A 15,931-nucleotide genomic window follows, 5' to 3' on the forward strand; every position below is an offset into this window, starting at 1 on the left:
GGAACACGTGAAGGCTATCCGTCGATTCACCGTGCGCCCCGTCCTCCCGGAACCCCTGCTGCAGCTCACCGAGCTCGCGCGCAATCTGCGCTGGTCGTGGCATTCCGAGACCCGTGAACTCTTCCAATCCGTCGACCCCGAGGGCTGGCAGGCCGCCGGCGGCGACCCCGTCCGGCTGCTCGGCGCGGTCTCCGCTGCCCGGCTCGCCGAACTGGCCGCGGACCGCCGGTTCCTGCGCCGGCTCGCCGTCGCCGCGGCCGACCTCGACGACTACGTGAACGGCGGGAGGTGGTACCAGAGCCAGGAGAACGGCGCGGAACTGCCCGCCGCCATCGCCTATTTCTCCCCCGAATTCGGCATCACCGCCGCCCTGCCGCAGTACTCCGGCGGCCTCGGCATCCTCGCCGGGGACCACCTGAAGGCCGCCAGCGACCTCGGCGTCCCCCTCATCGGGGTGGGCCTGCTCTACCGCCACGGCTACTTCCGCCAGTCGCTCTCCCGCGACGGCTGGCAGCAGGAGCACTATCCCGTCCTCGACCCCAACGAACTCCCGCTCGGCCTGCTCCGCCAGGACGACGGCACCCCCGCCCGCGTCTCACTGACCCTGCCCGGCGGACGCACCCTGCAGGCCCACATCTGGCAGGCCCGTGTCGGCCGCGTGCCGCTGCTGCTCCTGGACTCCGACGTCGAGGACAACGACGCCGCGGCCCGCGAGGTGACCGACCGGCTCTACGGCGGCGGCAGCGACCACCGGCTGCTCCAGGAGATGCTGCTCGGCATCGGCGGCGTGCGCGCGGTGCGCACGTACTGCCGGATCACCGGCCATCCCGATCCCGAGGTCTTCCACACCAACGAGGGGCACGCCGGCTTCCTCGGGCTCGAACGCATAAGGGAACTGGAGCGGGAGCAGGGCCTCGGCTTCGACGGCGCCGTCGAGGCGGTGCGCGCCGGGACCGTGTTCACCACGCACACCCCCGTCCCGGCCGGGATCGACCGCTTCGAGCGCGCACTGGTCGCCCGGCACTTCGGGGAGGGCGGGGAACTGTCCGGCGTACCGGTCGAGCGGATCCTGGAACTGGGCGCCGAGACCTATCCCGGCGGCGACCCCGGCGTGTTCAACATGGCCGTCATGGGCCTGCGCCTGGCCCAGCGGGCCAACGGGGTGTCCACCCTGCACGGCGCGGTCAGCCGGGAGATGTTCGCCGGGCTGTGGCCCGGCTTCGACCCGGCCGACGTGCCCATCACCTCCGTGACCAACGGGGTGCACGCCCCCACCTGGGTGGCCCCCGAGGTGGTCCGGCTCGGCGCCCGCCAGATCGGCCCGGGCCGCACCGAGGACGCCCTGTCGGTCGGCGGCTCCCCGCGCTGGGACGCGGTCGCCGAGATCCCGGACCAGGACGTCTGGGACCTGCGCCGGGTACTGCGCGAGCAGCTGGTGCAGGAGGTACGGGACCGGCTGCGCGCCTCGTGGCGCCAGCGCGGGGCCGCCGCGGCCGAACTGGGCTGGGTCGACTCCGTACTCGACCCCGACGTGCTGACCATCGGCTTCGCCCGGCGCGTGCCCTCGTACAAGCGGCTGACGCTGATGCTGCGGGACCCGGACCGGCTGCGCAGGCTGCTGCTGGACCCGGAGCGGCCGGTGCAGATCGTGGTGGCGGGCAAGGCGCACCCGGCCGACGACGGCGGGAAGCGGCTCGTGCAGGAACTGGTCCGCTTCGCGGACGACCCGCGGGTACGGCACCGGATCGTCTTCCTGCCCGACTACGGCATGGCCATGGCGCAGAAGCTCTACCCGGGCTGCGACGTCTGGCTGAACAATCCGCTGCGCCCCCTGGAGGCCTGCGGCACGAGCGGGATGAAGGCTGCCCTGAACGGCTGCCTCAACCTGTCCGTGCTGGACGGCTGGTGGGACGAGTGGTTCGAGCCGGACTTCGGCTGGGCCATCCCGACCGCCGACGGGCTCGGCGCGGACGAGGACCGGCGCGACCACCTGGAGGCGAGTGCCCTCTACGAGCTGATCGAGAACCGGGTCGCGCCCCGGTTCTACGACCGGGCCGACCGCAGCGGGCTCCCGGTGCGGTGGATCGAGATGGTCCGGCGCACGCTCGTCTCGCTGGGGCCGAAGGTGCTCGCCGGACGGATGGTCCGGGAGTACGTGGAGCGGCTGTACACGCCGGCCGCGCTCGCCCACCGGGCCCTGGACGCCGGTGCGGCGCGTGACCTCGCCTGGTGGAAGGGGCGGGTCCGGGCGGCCTGGCCGCGGCTCTCCGTCGAGCACGTGGAGACGCTGGCGGCGGCTCCGGTCAACGGCACCGCCGAACTGGGTGCCACCCTCACCCTGCGCGTGCAGGTGGCGCTGGACACGCTCACCCCCGAGGACGTGGAGGTACAGGCCTTCGCCGGCCGGGTGGACCCGCAGGACGTGATCCGGGACGGGCGCAGCTTCCCGCTCAAGTCGGCCGCGGGGCCCGACCTGGAGGGCCGCTGGGTGTACGAGGGACCGCTCGCCCTCGACCGTACGGGGCCCTTCGGCTACACGGTGCGCATCCTGCCCGCGCACCCGCTGCTGGCGACCCCGGCGGAATTGGGCCTGGTCGCGGCCCCGGTGGAGACGGACGCGGGGGGCGGGGTACTCCTGCGGTAGGCACCGTGACGGTACCGGTTCAGGGGGCGGGCGGCGGATCCACCAGCCGCTCGCCCTCCACGAGCATCCCGGCCCGCTTGACGCTGCGCAGGGCCGGGATCACCTCCACCTGCCCCACGCCGTCCACCGCGCCGATCCGCTCGGTCAGGTACGTGTAGAGCGCGTCGGTGTCCCGGCACACGACCACCGCCATCAGGGAGGCCGCCCCGGTCACGGCCGCCGCGAACGGCACCTCGCGGTGGCTCGCCAGCGCGGCCCCCACCTCCGCCAGCCGGGCCGGCGGGACGGTCAGCACCATCGTCGCCTCGGCCTCGTAGCCGAAGAGCGAGGGGACGAACTCCACGTCGAAGAAGAGCGCCCCGAGATCGCGCAGCCGTTCCACCTTCCGGCGGGCGGTCGACTCCGACAGCCCGGTGGCGCGGGCCAGTTCCGGATACCCGGCGCGGCCGTCCCGGCCCAGCACCGCGAGCAGCGCGAACTCCGTCTCGTCCAGGGCGTACCGGTCCGGCCCGGGCGGGGCCGCGGGCCGTTCCAGGGCCGCGATCTGATCCGGGCGCAGCACGTCCACGCCCGCCCACGAGTCGGGCCCGCCGAAGAACTTCCGCAGGATGGTGTGGGCGCTGATGCCGGTCACCCGGCGGGTGCGCGGCAGCTTCTCCAGCAGCAGGGTGTCCCGGTCCCTGCGGGTACGGGCCCGGGTCATGCAGTGGACCTCCGTGCCGCCCGAGTTCAGGGTCACCCACGCGATGTCCGGGCGGCGGGCGAGCGCCTCGGCCACCGGGAGCGCCGCGTCGGGGGCGCACTGCACCCGCAGCCAGGACTCGAACAGGCCGACGCGGCTGCCCTGCGGCAGCCCGACCACCCGGACCAGACCGGCGGTCCGCAGCCGCCGGTAGCGGCGTACGACGGTCTGGTCGGAGACCTCCAGCACCTCGGCGAGCCGGCTGAAGGAGGCCCGGCCGTCGATCACGAGGGCGTGCACCAGGGACTGGTCGAGTGCGTCCAGCTGCGGCTCGTTCATGGTTTCCATCATGGCAGGGGCCTTGATGAAGGAAATCCGGCAGGAGCGGGCCGCTGGATGGGGGAGGGGAGGTGGGCAGTGGGACCTTGGGGTCACCGCGGACCCGCCCGCGACCCCGCCCCTCCGCAAACCCGAGGAGAACTCCCATGCGCAAATGGCTGCCCCTGACGGCCGTCTGCCTCGGGGCATTCATGCTCCTGGTCGACGTCACGATCGTGACCGTCGCCCTGCCCGACATGTCCGCCGACATGCACACCCGATTCGCCGGCCTCCAGTGGGTGATGGACGTCTACGCCCTCGCCCTGGCCGCCCTGCTGCTGGGAGCGGGCTCGCTCGCCGACCGGATCGGCCGCCGCCGCGTCTACCTCATCGGGCTCGGGCTCTTCGCCGCCGCCTCGCTCGCCTGCGGGCTGGCCACCGGCCCGGCCGAGCTGATCGCCTTCCGCGCCGTCCAGGGCATCGGCGGAGCCGCCATGTTCGCCACCACCATGGCCCTGCTCAGCGCGTCCTACCAGGGCCGCGACCGCGGGGTGGCCTTCGGCGTCTGGGGCGCGGTCAACGGCGCCGCCGCCGCGGCCGGGCCGATCATCGGAGGGCTGCTCACCGAGAACTTCGGCTGGCGCTGGATCTTCTTCATCAACCTGCCCGTCAGCGCGCTGGCCGTGTTCGTCACCCTCAAGGCGGTGGCCGAGTCCCGCAACCCGCACGCCGGGCGCCTCGACCTGCCCGGCATGGCCACCTTCACCGCGGGCGCCGGGGCCGTCACCTACGCCGTGATCCGCGTCGGCGAGAACGGCTGGGGCTCGCCCACCACCCTCGGCCTGCTCGGCCTGGGCGTGGCCGCCTTCGCCGCCTTCGTCCTCGTCGAACTGCGCAGCACCCGCCCGATGCTGGACCTCTCGCTCTTCCGCAGCCGGACCTTCGTCGCCGTCATGGCCGCCGGACTGCTGCTGTCGGGCGCCGCGTTCTCGTACCTCATGTACGTCTCCCTCTGGCTGCAGTCCGCCGAGGGGATGAGCCCGGTCGGCGCGGGCCTGGTGCTGCTGCCGCTCAGCGCGGCCGGCTTCGTCGTCGCCGCGGTGGCCGGACGGCTGCTGCACGCGGTCCCGCCCCGGCTGACCATCGGCGGCGGACTGCTGCTGATCGGCTTCGGCGCGCTGCTCCAGGCCTGGATGCTCGACGCCGGGGACGGCTGGACCGCCCTGGTGCCCGGGCTGCTCGTGACCGGCGTAGGGGTGGGCGCCGCGACCCCGGCGCTGGCCGCCACCGCGATGGGGGCCGTGGCCCCGGCCCGGGCGGGCATGGCGGGCGGCGCCCTGAACACCGCGCGCCAGCTGGGCACCGCCCTCGGCATCGCCGTGCTCGGCGCGGTCTTCCACGCGGGGCTGCGCTCCGGGCTCGGTGACGGCGGCCGGGGGCTGGCGGAGCCGCTGGCCTCCGGCGGCGCCGGGCAGGTGCTCGCCGAAGCCCCGGCGGGCGCGGCCCGCGAGGCGCTGACGGGGCTGGTGGAGGCCGCCTTCGCGAGCGGTCTGCGCGAGACGTTCCTGGTCTCGGCCGCGATGGGGCTGGCCGGTGCGCTGGCGGTCTTCCTCCTGCTCCGTGGCGGGACGCCGGCCGCCGCAGCTCCGCTCCCGCGGCCCCGCACGCAGTCCACCGGGGCCGAGGACCCGGCGGGGGCACCGGCCGTACGGAACTGAGGCAATACGCAGGGAGACCGTGCGGAGGGCCGTACGGCCAGGACCTCACGGGTGAACCTTCGAACGTACTGGGCATGCCGAATCGATTCAGCGGCCTCCTCCGCTCCTACGCTGCCCGAGGATGCCACCGGACCGGTATCCGCGGAACCCGAGGAACGGACTCCCCCATGCGTCTTCGCTCGACTGCCGCCGTGTTCGTCGGCGCTCTCGCGCTCGCCCTGCCCACCGCCGGCCCGTCGGTGGCCGACGACCACGGCGAACGCGCCCTCGGCACGCTGCACTACCAGTACCTGGACGCGGCCGGCTCGGAGAGAAGAGGCCAGCTCCGGCCCGCCGACAACGACACCTGCTACCTGCTGACGCGCACCTCCCGCGACGAGCCCGCCATCGAGGTGCACAACGAGACGGAGTCGCTGGCGGTCCTCTTCGACAACCGCAGCTGCAACGGCGAGGCGGAGAAGGTGCTGAAGCCGGGGGAGAGTGCGAGGCGGGTGGAAGTCGTCTCGGTCTACTTCAAGCCGGTGGACGGGGAGGACCCGGGCCGGGGCGACACCGGCGGCAACGGCGGGAACGGCGGGAACGGCACCGGGCCGGGCCGGGACGACCGGCCGCGGGACGACGAGGCCGACGAGGACCAGACCGGCGGCAACGGAGGCAATGGCGGGAACGGCACCGGGCCGGGCCGGGACGACCAGTCGCGCGACGACCAGACCGACCAGAACCAGGACCAGAACCAGAACCAGGACCAGAACCAGAACCGGGACGACGAGGAAGAGGAGGAGGAAGACTTCCTCACCGCCCTCTTCCGCGCCCTGGGCTGACACGGGTAGCGCAGGTCCCGGCGGAGCCGGGCCCATGGAACAGGGCCGCCCGGGGAGGATTCCTCCCGGGCGGCCCCGTGGTCTATCTGCTCAGCTGTCGTTCACGCTGCCCCGGTGGGGTCAGAAGGTGAGCTTCCAGCTGTTGATGTAGCCGGTGTCGAGGCTCGCGAGGTCCGCGACACGCAGCTTCCAGGTGCCGTTCGCGACCTCGGAGGAGGCGTTCACGGTGAAGGACTGGACGATGTTGTCCGCGCTGCCGCCGGTGCGGTTGCGCAGGTTGTACACCGAGCCGTCAGGGGCGACCAGGTCGACCTTGAGGTCACCGACGTAGGTGTGGACGATGTTCACGTCCACCTTGAGCGTGCTGGGGGCGTTGCCCGAGCGCGTCACGTTGATCGGGGACTCGACGGTCGAGTTGTCCGCGATCTGGTAGTCCGTGGTGTTCTCGAAGACGCTCGGCTGTGTGGTGCCGACCGTCCAGGTGAATGCCGCGGTACCGGTCTGGTTCTGCGAGTCGGTCACCGTGACGGTCACGTTGGACGTGCCCGCGGTGGAGGCCGTGCCCGAGATCAAGCCGTTGGAGGAGTTGATCGACAGGCCGGCCGGCAGGCCGGTCGCCGCGTAGCTCAGCGCACCCGGGTTCGTGCTCGTGGCCTGGACCTGCAGGCTCACGGCGCTGCCCGTGACGGTGCTCTGGTTGGCGATCGGGGTGACCGTGACGCCGTTGGAGATGCGGGATCCGACGGCGACGCCGGCCCACGCGTTGGCGACGTTGTTGTAGATGGCCGAGCCCTGGCCGTAGAGGTCGGCGGCGGCCTTCAGGGTCTGGACGCGGGCGTCGGCGTAGTTGGTGTTCGACTTGAAGTAGCCCACCGTCAGCGCGCGGAACCAGATCTTCGAGGCGGCGTCACGGCCGATCGCGGTGACGGGCAGGCCGTCCGCGGTCGGCGAGTTGTAGCTCACGCCGTTGACGACCTTGGCGCCCGAGCCCTCGGAGGCCAGGTAGTACCAGTGGTTGGCCGGGCCCGAGGAGTAGTGGACGTCGATGCCGCCGAGGCCCGAGTACCAGCTGTCCTTGGAGGCGCCGTCCTTGCTCGGCTTGTCCATGTAGCGCAGCGGGGTGCCGTCGCCGTTGATGTCGATCTTCTCGCCGACCAGGTAGTCGCCGACGTCCTGCGGGTTGTTGGCGTAGAACTCGACGGCCGCCGCCATGATGTCGGAGGTCGCCTCGTTCAGACCGCCGGGCTCACCGCTGTAGGTCATGTTGCCGGTGACCGAGGTCAGACCGTGGGTCATCTCGTGCGCGGCCACGTCGGTGGAGGTGAGCGGCTTGTTGTTGCCCTCACCGTCGCCGTACGTCATGCAGAAGCAGGAGTCGCTCCAGAACGCGTTGACGTAGGCGTTGCCGTAGTGGACCCGGCTGTACGGGGCCACGCCGTCGTTGCGCAGGCCGTTGCGGCCGTGCACGTTCTTGTAGTAGTCCCACGTGACCGCGGCGCCGTAGTGGGCGTCACCGCCGGCCGTCTCCAGGTTGGACGCCTGACCGTTGCCCCAGATGTCGTCCGGGCCGGAGAACAGCGTGCCGGTGCCGGAGCCGGTGCCACGGTTGAGGTTGTACGTCTTGTGGCTGCCGCGCGCGGCGTCGGTCAGGTTCCAGGTGCTGCCCGACTGGGTGGTCCCGAGGGTCACCTGGCCGCTGTACATCGTGTTGCCGGTGCCGGTCTCGATGGCCTGCCACTCGGTGATCTTGGCGCCGGTCTTGGCGTTGGTCACCACGTGGAGCTCGTTCGGCGTGCCGTCGTGCTGGAGGCCGCCGACGACGGTCTCGAACGCGAGGACCGGCGCGCCTTCGGCCGCCCAGATCACCTTGCGGGCGCCCTTGGAGGCCTTGGCCTCCTTGGAGCCCTCGGCGCTCGCGGCGGAGACGGCCTGGCTCTCGGCGGCCGCCGGGGTGACGGTGGCGCTGGTGTCGGCGACCTTGATCTCGTGGTTGGTCGCCTTGGTCACGCTCTTGGTGACGCCGTCCTTGGCGTGGACGGTGAGGTCACCACCGAGGACCGGGAGTCCGTCGTAGGTGCGCTCGTAGGTGGTGTGCGTGGTGCCGTCCGCGTCCTGGACCACGTCGCGGACGACGAGCTTCTCGCCGCTGCCGAGGCCGAGCGCCTTGGCAGCCTGCACAGTGGTCGAGTTGGCCTCGGCCAGGAGCGTCGCACGCTCCGAGGCGCTGAGTGCGCGGTTGGCCGCGCCGGGGTTGGGCCGGGAGGCCGTGGGTGCCTGCGACGCGGTGGCGTCGGCGGTGGCGGTGCCGGTCTGTATGCCTACGGCGAGCAGGGCTGCCGCGGCAACGAGCGCGCCGGCCGCGGTGGCACGCCTCTGGGGGGTGGACCTCAACGCAGACTCCTTCTGCAAGGGGGGTTCCGGATGGCTGGGTGGGCCTCCGGGCAGAACAGGGCTGGTGCGATGAACGGTCGAAGATTGCCACTCGCAGCGACAAATGTCAGGGCCGCGTCAAAAGGTTGGCCGGAAACAGTCCGTTGTCCGAAGATGCGTATCCGATATCCGGACCATTTACCTCCGTAAGTCTCCTGGGCCGCCCGGCATGCGGAACGCCTTATACCGGTTGCTAACACTTGCGCAACAAGAGGCTGCGTTGACCCAAACGGCATTTACCGTACGGGTGTTTGTCGTACTGTTTCCCGGTGCGGCAGATGTTCGTTGCCAGGGGAAGCGATGGGCACCCGCCACTGTCATAGACCACGTGCCAGGGGGGCCCATGAGGCATGTTCATATTCCTGCGCAAAGAGTGGCCAGAGCGGCCAGGGAGTCCCTTGCGCCCGCAAGGCGCCTCGGGGACAAGGCCCGTTGGTACCGCCCGGCCGCAATCGCCGCCGACTTCCTCGGCGCCGCCATCCCGGTAGGACTCGTCTTCGACGCCGCGCAGCAGGTCCGGCCCGTCTACTGCGCCCTGGCCGCCGCCGTGGCGTGGACCGGGGTACAGGCGCTGCGCCGGCGCTACGCGACCCGGACGCTCGGGGAGTCCCGCGGTGTGCTGCCGGTCGTACACGACTGGCTGATTCTGATCGGCGTGCTGGCCGTGGCGCGTGTGGTGACCGAAGAGGCCACCCCCCGGCTGTCCGCTCTCGGGGCCCTGCTGCCCGCTCTGCTCATCACCGTCGCCGTCCACAAACTGACCTACCGGCACCTCTCGGCCGCCCGCCGCGAGGCCCAGGCCGTCAGCCGGGTCCTGGTCGTCGGCGAGCCCGACGCGGCCGAGGACGTCATCGCGCACCTCTCCGCCCGCACCGACCACCCGTACGTCGTCGTCGGCGTGGTCCCGGTCGGTGCCGGGCCGCTCGCCAGCGGGGTACCCGTGGCGGCGCGGCTCGACGGAGGGTCCTCCGAGGTCCCGAACGGCGACTCCGCGGCCGTGCTCGGCGCCGTTGCCAGCCACCACGCCGACCTGGTGCTGGTGGCCCCCGGCGTGCGCATCACGGGGGAGCGGCTGCGCCGGATCGCCTGGGCCCTGCACGACGCAGGGCTCGAACTCGCCGTCTTCCCGGGGCTGGTGGAGGTTTCCGTCAAGCGGCTGGAGACCCTCTCCGCCGGCGGGCTCGCCGTGCTGCGGGTGGCGCCGCCCGTCAGCCGCGGGGTGCAGACCCTGCTCAAGTCCGCCCTGGACCGGGTCGGAGCCGCGGCCGGACTGCTGCTGCTCTCCCCGGTCCTCCTGGGGATCGTCCTGGCCATACGGCTCGGCTCGCGCGGCCCTGCCTTCTACCGGCAGCGGCGGATCGGCCGCGACGGGGTCCCGTTCGTCATGTGGAAGTTCCGCACGATGGTCGTGGACGCCGACGCCCTGAAGGACGAACTGTCCGGGTCCAACGAGAACGACGGCCTGATGTTCAAGATGCGCCGCGACCCCCGGGTGACCCGGGTGGGCCGACTGCTGCGCCGTACCTCGCTGGACGAGCTCCCGCAGCTGCTCAACGTACTGACCGGCAACATGTCGCTGGTCGGCCCGCGCCCGCCGCTTCCGGAGGAGGTGGCGAAGTACGACGAGGTCGAGCTGCGCCGGCTCACCGTACGGCCCGGGATGACGGGACTGTGGCAGATCAGTGGACGGTCCGACCTGTCCTGGGACGAAACCATCCAGCTCGACCTCCAGTACGTCGACAACTGGTCCTTCACCAGCGATGTCGACGTCATGGGCCGCACGCTCCGCGCCGTCGTAGACGGTCGCGGAGCGTACTGAGGGGCCTGGGCCGCCTGTGCGATCAGCTCTGCTCGCGCCACCACTTGTACGTGGCGGCGATGCCGTCCCGCAGCGGGACGGCGGGCTTCCAGCCGAGCGACGTCAGGCGGCTCACGTCCAGCAGCTTGCGCGGGGTCCCGTCCGGCTTGGACGTGTCCCAGGCGAGCCGGCCGCGGAAGCCGGTCACCTCGGCGACCGTCTCGGCCAGTTCCTTGATGGTCAGGTCCTCGCCGCAGCCGATGTTGACGGGCTCGTCGCCGTCGTAGGTGTTCAGCAGCACGGCGCAGGCCGCGGCCAGGTCGTCCACGTGCAGGAACTCCCGGCGCGGGGTGCCCGAGCCCCACAGCGTGACCTCGTCACGGCCCTCGGCGGCGGCCTCGTGGAAGCGCCGGACGAGGGCCGGCAGGACGTGCGAGGTCTCCAGGTCGAAGTTGTCGCCCGGGCCGTACAGGTTCGTCGGCATGGCCGAGATGTACGAGGCCCCGTACTGCTTGCGGTACGACTGGACCTGGACGATCCCGGCGATCTTCGCGAGGGCGTAGGCCTCGTTCGTCGGCTCCAGCGGGCCGGTCAGCAGCGCGTCCTCGCGGATCGGCTGCGGGGCCAGCTTCGGGTAGATGCAGGACGATCCCAGGAACAGCAGCCGGCCCACGCCGGCGGCGTGCGCGCCGCCGATCACGCTGAGCTGGATCTGCAGGTTCTCCTCCAGGAACTGCACCGGGTAGGTGCTGTTGGCCATGATTCCGCCGACCTTGGCGGCGGCCAGCACCACGGCGTCCGGGCGCACGTCCTTCAGGTACGCGGCGGTCGCGGCGGCGTCGCGCAGGTCGAGGTCGGCGCGCCCCCGGGTGAGCACCTCATGGCCGTCGGCGGTGAGCCGCCGGGCGACCGCGGACCCCACGAGGCCGCGGTGACCCGCGACGAAGACGCGGGCGTTCGGGGGCAGGAGCGGCAGCGAACTTGTCATAACGCCGATGATGCCAGTCGGCTCCCGCGGGGGTCGCAGGGGTCCACCGGGGCGGGCTCCGGCCAACGGGCAGGAGCCCGCCCCGGTGGACCGCTCGGGCCCGGACGCCGTTCCCGCCCCGGCCCGTCGGCCGGCCCCCGGCCCGGGCCGCGGCGGTGCCGCGGTGGCCGCCGGGTGGCCGCCGGGCGGCCGCCGGGCGGCCGCCGGAACCAGGACCGGCCCGGCCCGCGTCCGCTCCGGGCAGGGGCGTCCGCCCCGCCGGGGCAGCCCGGGGGCGGCCGTGTACGGTAACGCAATCCGGCCCCCGGGCCGCGGCCGGGCCGCTCGGTGCGACGCCTGACGGCCGCTCCGCACCCACCCCGAGGCACAGCCTCACCACGACCGACAGAAACCACCAACAAGGGGACCCCATGGGCAAGACCGCACTGATCACCGGAGTCACCGGACAGGACGGCTCGTACCTCGCCGAGCTCCTGCTCTCCAAGGGCTACACGGTGCACGGGCTCGTGCGGCGGTCCTCCAGCTTCAACACGGAGCGGGTCGACCACATCTACCAGGACCCGCAGACCGCCAACCGGTCCTTCGTCCTGCACCATGCCGACCTCTCCGACGGCGTCGCCCTCGTGAACCTGCTCCGCGACATACGCCCCGACGAGGTCTACAACCTCGGCGCCCAGTCCCACGTCCGCGTCTCCTTCGACGCCCCGCTCTACACGGGCGACGTGACCGGTCTCGGCGCGCTGCGGCTGCTGGAAGCCATCCGGGCCAGCGGTGTCGACACCCGCATCTACCAAGCCTCGTCCTCCGAGATGTTCGGTGCCACCCCGCCCCCGCAGAACGAGGCCACGCCGTTCCACCCGCGCAGCCCGTACGGCGCCGCGAAGGTCTTCGCGTACTGGACCACGGTGAACTACCGCGAGGCGTACGACATGTTCGCCGTCAACGGGATCCTCTTCAACCACGAGTCCCCGCGCCGCGGCGAGACCTTCGTGACCCGCAAGATCACCCGCGCGGTGGCCCGTATCAAGGCCGGTCTCCAGGACCACCTCTACCTCGGCAACCTCGACGCGGTGCGCGACTGGGGCTACGCCCCCGAGTACGTGGACGCCATGTGGCGGATGCTCCAGCAGGACGAGCCCACCGACTACGTCGTCGCCACCGGAGTGGCCGCGACCGTCCGCGAGTTCGTCGAGTCCTCCTTCACGCACGCCGGTCTCGACTGGACCGACCACGTGCGCTACGACCCCAAGTACGAGCGCCCGAGCGAGGTCGACGCCCTCATCGGCGACGCGTCCAAGGCCCATGACCTGCTTGGCTGGAAGCCGACGGTCCTGGTGGCGGAGCTGGCGCAGATCATGGTCGACGCCGACATCCGTCAGGTCGAGGACCAACTGGCGGGCGTGACGGTCCGCATCGACCGCTGAGGCCTTATATTTCGCCTACGGTTTGCCGTGTTCCGGCCATGCTCCGCAGCTGTGCAGGGGCGCGGCCGGGGTAAACCTGCCGTATGTCTCTTGTGCACCCTCCATGCTGAACCTGTTGATTCCAAGTTGGTATGCAATGGGTCAAGAGAGGTGACCGGGCCTTTAACTGAGCCCTAGTCTGCGCCAGTACATATGGCTGTTCGGATAGTTCCAGCCATCAAACCGGGCAATTGCCCTGGGGGGCTCATGCGTAGATCCAGAGGGCTGACTGCCGCCCTCGTCCTGTCACTGGCCGGTGCGGGCACCGGTATAGGCCTGGTGCTGATGCCTCAGGCGTCCGCCATCACGGCGCCGGTGGCATTCACCGCCGACGAACTGCCGACCTGGCAGACGAACGGCGTCGTCTGGGCGATGGCCCAGGCCAACGGCACCGTCTTCGCCGGCGGTACCTTCTCGGCCGTCCGCCCGCCCGAGGGTGTGGCCGGCGCGGAGCAGAATGCCGTGAACTTCGTGGCGCTCGACGCCGCGACCGGCAATCCCACCTCCTGCAAGCTGGCCTTCACCATCGGCGAAGGCACCGCGACCGTTCGCACGCTGGTCGTCTCGAAGGACAAGAAGACCCTCTACGCGGGCGGGTCCTTCGGCGCCGTGAACGGCACCCCGGTCTCCAGCCTCGCCGCGATCGACATCGCGAGCTGCACCCCCAAGGCATCGTTCCACCCGAGCTTCCCCGCCACCGTGCGCGCGCTCGCCGTCACCGACGACACCCTGTACGCGGGTGGCGACTTCGGCACCGTCGAGGGCCAGACCCGCGAGCGGTTCGCCGCCGTGGACGCCTCCTCCGGTGCGCTGAAGCCCTTCGTCGCCAACGTCGACGAGCCGGGCCGCGCCGTCGAGGTCACCCCCGACGGCAAGAACGTGCTCCTCGGCGGCGACTTCTTCACCGTCAACGGCTCCAACAGCCACGCCCTCGCCGTCGTCAACGCCACCACGGGCGCGGTCACCAAGACTTACGGCAACATCCCGTCGAACTCGGTCGTCAAGGACATCTCCACCGACGACACCGGCTTCTACACGGGTCACGAGGGCTCCGGCGGCGGCGTCTTCGACGGCCGCATCGGCCTGCGCCTGAGCGACTTCACCGAGAAGTGGCGCGACCGCTGCCTCGGCGCCACCCAGTTCGTCCTGCCGTACGAGGGAGTGCTCTACAGCTCCTCGCACGGGCACGACTGCTCCACCGAGCTGGAGTTCCCCGACGGCAAGCGCAACTTCCTGCTGGCCCAGCCGACCAACCACGAAGGCGCCGCCCCCGCGCCCGTGGACGGCTTCGTGCGCGGCCCCGGCAAGCTGGGCTGGCACCCCACGGCCAACGACGGCATGGACGGCACCGAGGGCATCGGCCCGCGCGTCATGGCCGTGGCCGAGAAGAACAACGTCAAGTACATGTGGGTCGGCGGTGAGTTCACCCTCATCAACGGCAAGCCGCAGTGGGGCCTGACCCGCTTCGCCTCCACCGGTGACGTCGGCGCCCCGACCACCCCGGTGGCCAGCGCCTCCAGCGTCAAGCCCGGCGAGGTCCAGGTCCGCTGGCGCACCAGCTACGACGCGGACGACAGCAAGCTGACGTACCGCATCTACCGCAACGGCTCGGCCACCCCGGCCGCCACCGTCACCGCCAGCTCGCTGGAGTGGGAGCGCCCCCAGGCCTCCTGGAACGACGCCACGGTCAAGGCCGGCCAGAGCTACACCTACCGGGTGACCGCGACCGACGCCGCCGGTAACACCAGCGCCCTGTCGGCCGTCGCCTCGGTGACCGTCCCGACCTCGGTCCAGTCCTACCCGAACCAGGTCCGCACCGACGGCGCCGACCTCTACTGGCGCTACGACGACGCGGTCAGCCCCTACGTCGCCGACTCCTCGGTGTCCGGCAACCGCAGCGGCGTCCAGCTCAACGCCCCTGCCCTGAAGCAGTCGCCCGGCGCCGTCTCCGGCAGCACGGCGATGGGCTTCAACGGGACCAGCCAGCAGGTGTACAGCGACCGCCGCCAGACGGTCGGCAACACGTTCACCATCGAGACCTGGTTCAAGACGAACACCACCCGCGGCGGCAAGCTCATCGGCTTCGGCAACAACACGGCGCGCAGCAGTGGCTCGTACGACCGCCAGCTGTACATGACCAACACCGGCCGCCTGGTCTTCGGCGTCTACAACGGCTCGGCCCGGACCGTCTCCACGGGCCTGTTCGAGACGTACAACGACAACCAGTGGCACCACGTGGTCGGCACCCAGGGCCCCGGCGGCATCACGCTGTACGTCGACGGCCAGAACAAGGGCTCCCTGAACGCCACGAGCAACAGCACCTTCGCGGGCTACTGGCACGTGGGCGGGGACAACCTCGCCAACTGGCCGACCCGCCCGACGAGCAACTTCTTCGCGGGTCAGCTCGACGAGACCGCCGTCTACCCGTCGGCGCTCACCCAGGCCCAGGTCAAGAGCCACTTCGACCTGGCCAAGGCGCCCACCGACACGGTCTCCGCGGTCAGGACGACCGAGGACACCTACATCAACCAGGGCGCCCCGAGCACCGCCTACGGCACGTCCACCTCGCTCGCGGTGCGCGGCAGCGGCTCGCTGTACGAGACGTACATGCGCTTCAACCTGCCGGCCGCCCCGGCCGGCCAGGTCCTGAAGTCCGCCTCGCTGCAGATCAAGACCAGCACGCAGGCGAACTCCGGCACCACCGACACCGTGAAGGTGCTCCCGGTCACCGGCAACTGGACCGGCGCGGGTACCACCTTCAACACCAAGCCCACCCTCGGCACCACCCCGCTCGGCAGCATCGCGGGCGTGCCGGAGGGCTCCGCGGTCCACAACGTGGAGCTGGACACCGCCACGGTCTCCGCGGCGCTGGGCACCAGTTACGGCCTGGGCCTTTCGAGCACGGGCACCGATCCGCTGTGGATCTGGTCCTCCGAGGCCACGGCGGCGGAGGGTACTCCGCAGCTGGTCCTCACCTTCGGCGCGAAGTAAGCGACGACAACCGAAACAACCGCCTGACGGCGTGCGGGGTCCGGCTCTCTGTGGCCGGGCCCCGCTGCACACCCCCTT

Annotated in this window: 9 protein-coding genes; 6 read left to right on the forward strand and 3 right to left on the reverse strand. The window is 71.5% G+C overall.

Annotation, left to right across the window (positions count from 1 at the left end):
* Positions 1-7: 7 nt before the first annotated feature.
* Entirely contained in the window at positions 8-2,644 is a 2,637-nt protein-coding gene (gene glgP, locus ACZ4YL_RS07420; RefSeq protein WP_468114455.1) for an alpha-glucan family phosphorylase, read from the forward strand.
* Positions 2,645-2,663: 19 nt separating this feature from the next.
* On the opposite strand, the gene ACZ4YL_RS07425 is transcribed toward glgP, so the two are convergent.
* Positions 2,664-3,665 (reverse strand): Lrp/AsnC family transcriptional regulator, encoded by a 1,002-nt coding sequence (locus ACZ4YL_RS07425; protein ID WP_468114457.1) that lies wholly within the window; start codon positions 3,663-3,665, stop codon positions 2,664-2,666.
* A gap of 146 nt (positions 3,666-3,811) precedes the next feature.
* Between ACZ4YL_RS07425 and ACZ4YL_RS07430 the strand changes: the two genes are divergently transcribed.
* Together ACZ4YL_RS07430 and ACZ4YL_RS07435 are read left to right on the forward strand one after the other, a co-directional pair.
* Positions 3,812-5,362, forward strand: a complete 1,551-nt coding sequence (locus ACZ4YL_RS07430; RefSeq protein WP_468114459.1) for an MFS transporter — start codon at positions 3,812-3,814, stop codon at positions 5,360-5,362.
* Between the two features lie 167 nt (positions 5,363-5,529).
* The gene (locus ACZ4YL_RS07435) at positions 5,530-6,183 is read left to right on the forward strand and encodes a hypothetical protein (RefSeq protein WP_468114461.1); all 654 of its coding nucleotides are present in this window, start codon (positions 5,530-5,532) and stop codon (positions 6,181-6,183) included.
* 120 nt (positions 6,184-6,303) lie between these two features.
* Here ACZ4YL_RS07435 and ACZ4YL_RS07440 read toward each other — a convergent pair whose 3' ends face one another.
* The gene (locus ACZ4YL_RS07440) at positions 6,304-8,574 is read right to left on the reverse strand and encodes a M4 family metallopeptidase (RefSeq protein WP_468114462.1); all 2,271 of its coding nucleotides are present in this window, start codon (positions 8,572-8,574) and stop codon (positions 6,304-6,306) included.
* Between the two features lie 382 nt (positions 8,575-8,956).
* Here ACZ4YL_RS07440 and ACZ4YL_RS07445 point away from each other — a divergent pair, with 382 nt between their 5' ends.
* Positions 8,957-10,432 carry a sugar transferase gene (locus ACZ4YL_RS07445; RefSeq protein ID WP_468114464.1) on the forward strand — a complete coding sequence of 492 codons (1,476 nt, stop codon included), beginning with the start codon at positions 8,957-8,959 and terminating at the stop codon, positions 10,430-10,432.
* A 22-nt stretch (positions 10,433-10,454) separates the two neighbouring features.
* Here the strand turns inward: ACZ4YL_RS07445 and ACZ4YL_RS07450 are convergent, their stop codons facing one another.
* A complete protein-coding gene (locus ACZ4YL_RS07450; protein ID WP_373041159.1) occupies positions 10,455-11,399 on the reverse strand; it encodes a GDP-L-fucose synthase family protein in 945 nt (314 codons plus the stop codon).
* Positions 11,400-11,809: 410 nt separating this feature from the next.
* Here ACZ4YL_RS07450 and gmd point away from each other — a divergent pair, with 410 nt between their 5' ends.
* Both gmd and ACZ4YL_RS07460 read left to right on the forward strand, forming a co-directional pair.
* A complete protein-coding gene (gene gmd / locus ACZ4YL_RS07455; protein WP_189742990.1) occupies positions 11,810-12,823 on the forward strand; it encodes a GDP-mannose 4,6-dehydratase in 1,014 nt (337 codons plus the stop codon).
* 246 nt (positions 12,824-13,069) lie between these two features.
* Positions 13,070-15,853, forward strand: a complete 2,784-nt coding sequence (locus ACZ4YL_RS07460; RefSeq protein WP_468114467.1) for a DNRLRE domain-containing protein — start codon at positions 13,070-13,072, stop codon at positions 15,851-15,853.
* Positions 15,854-15,931: the final 78 nt, after the last annotated feature.

This window comes from Streptomyces sp. NPDC030021, assembly GCF_055574035.1.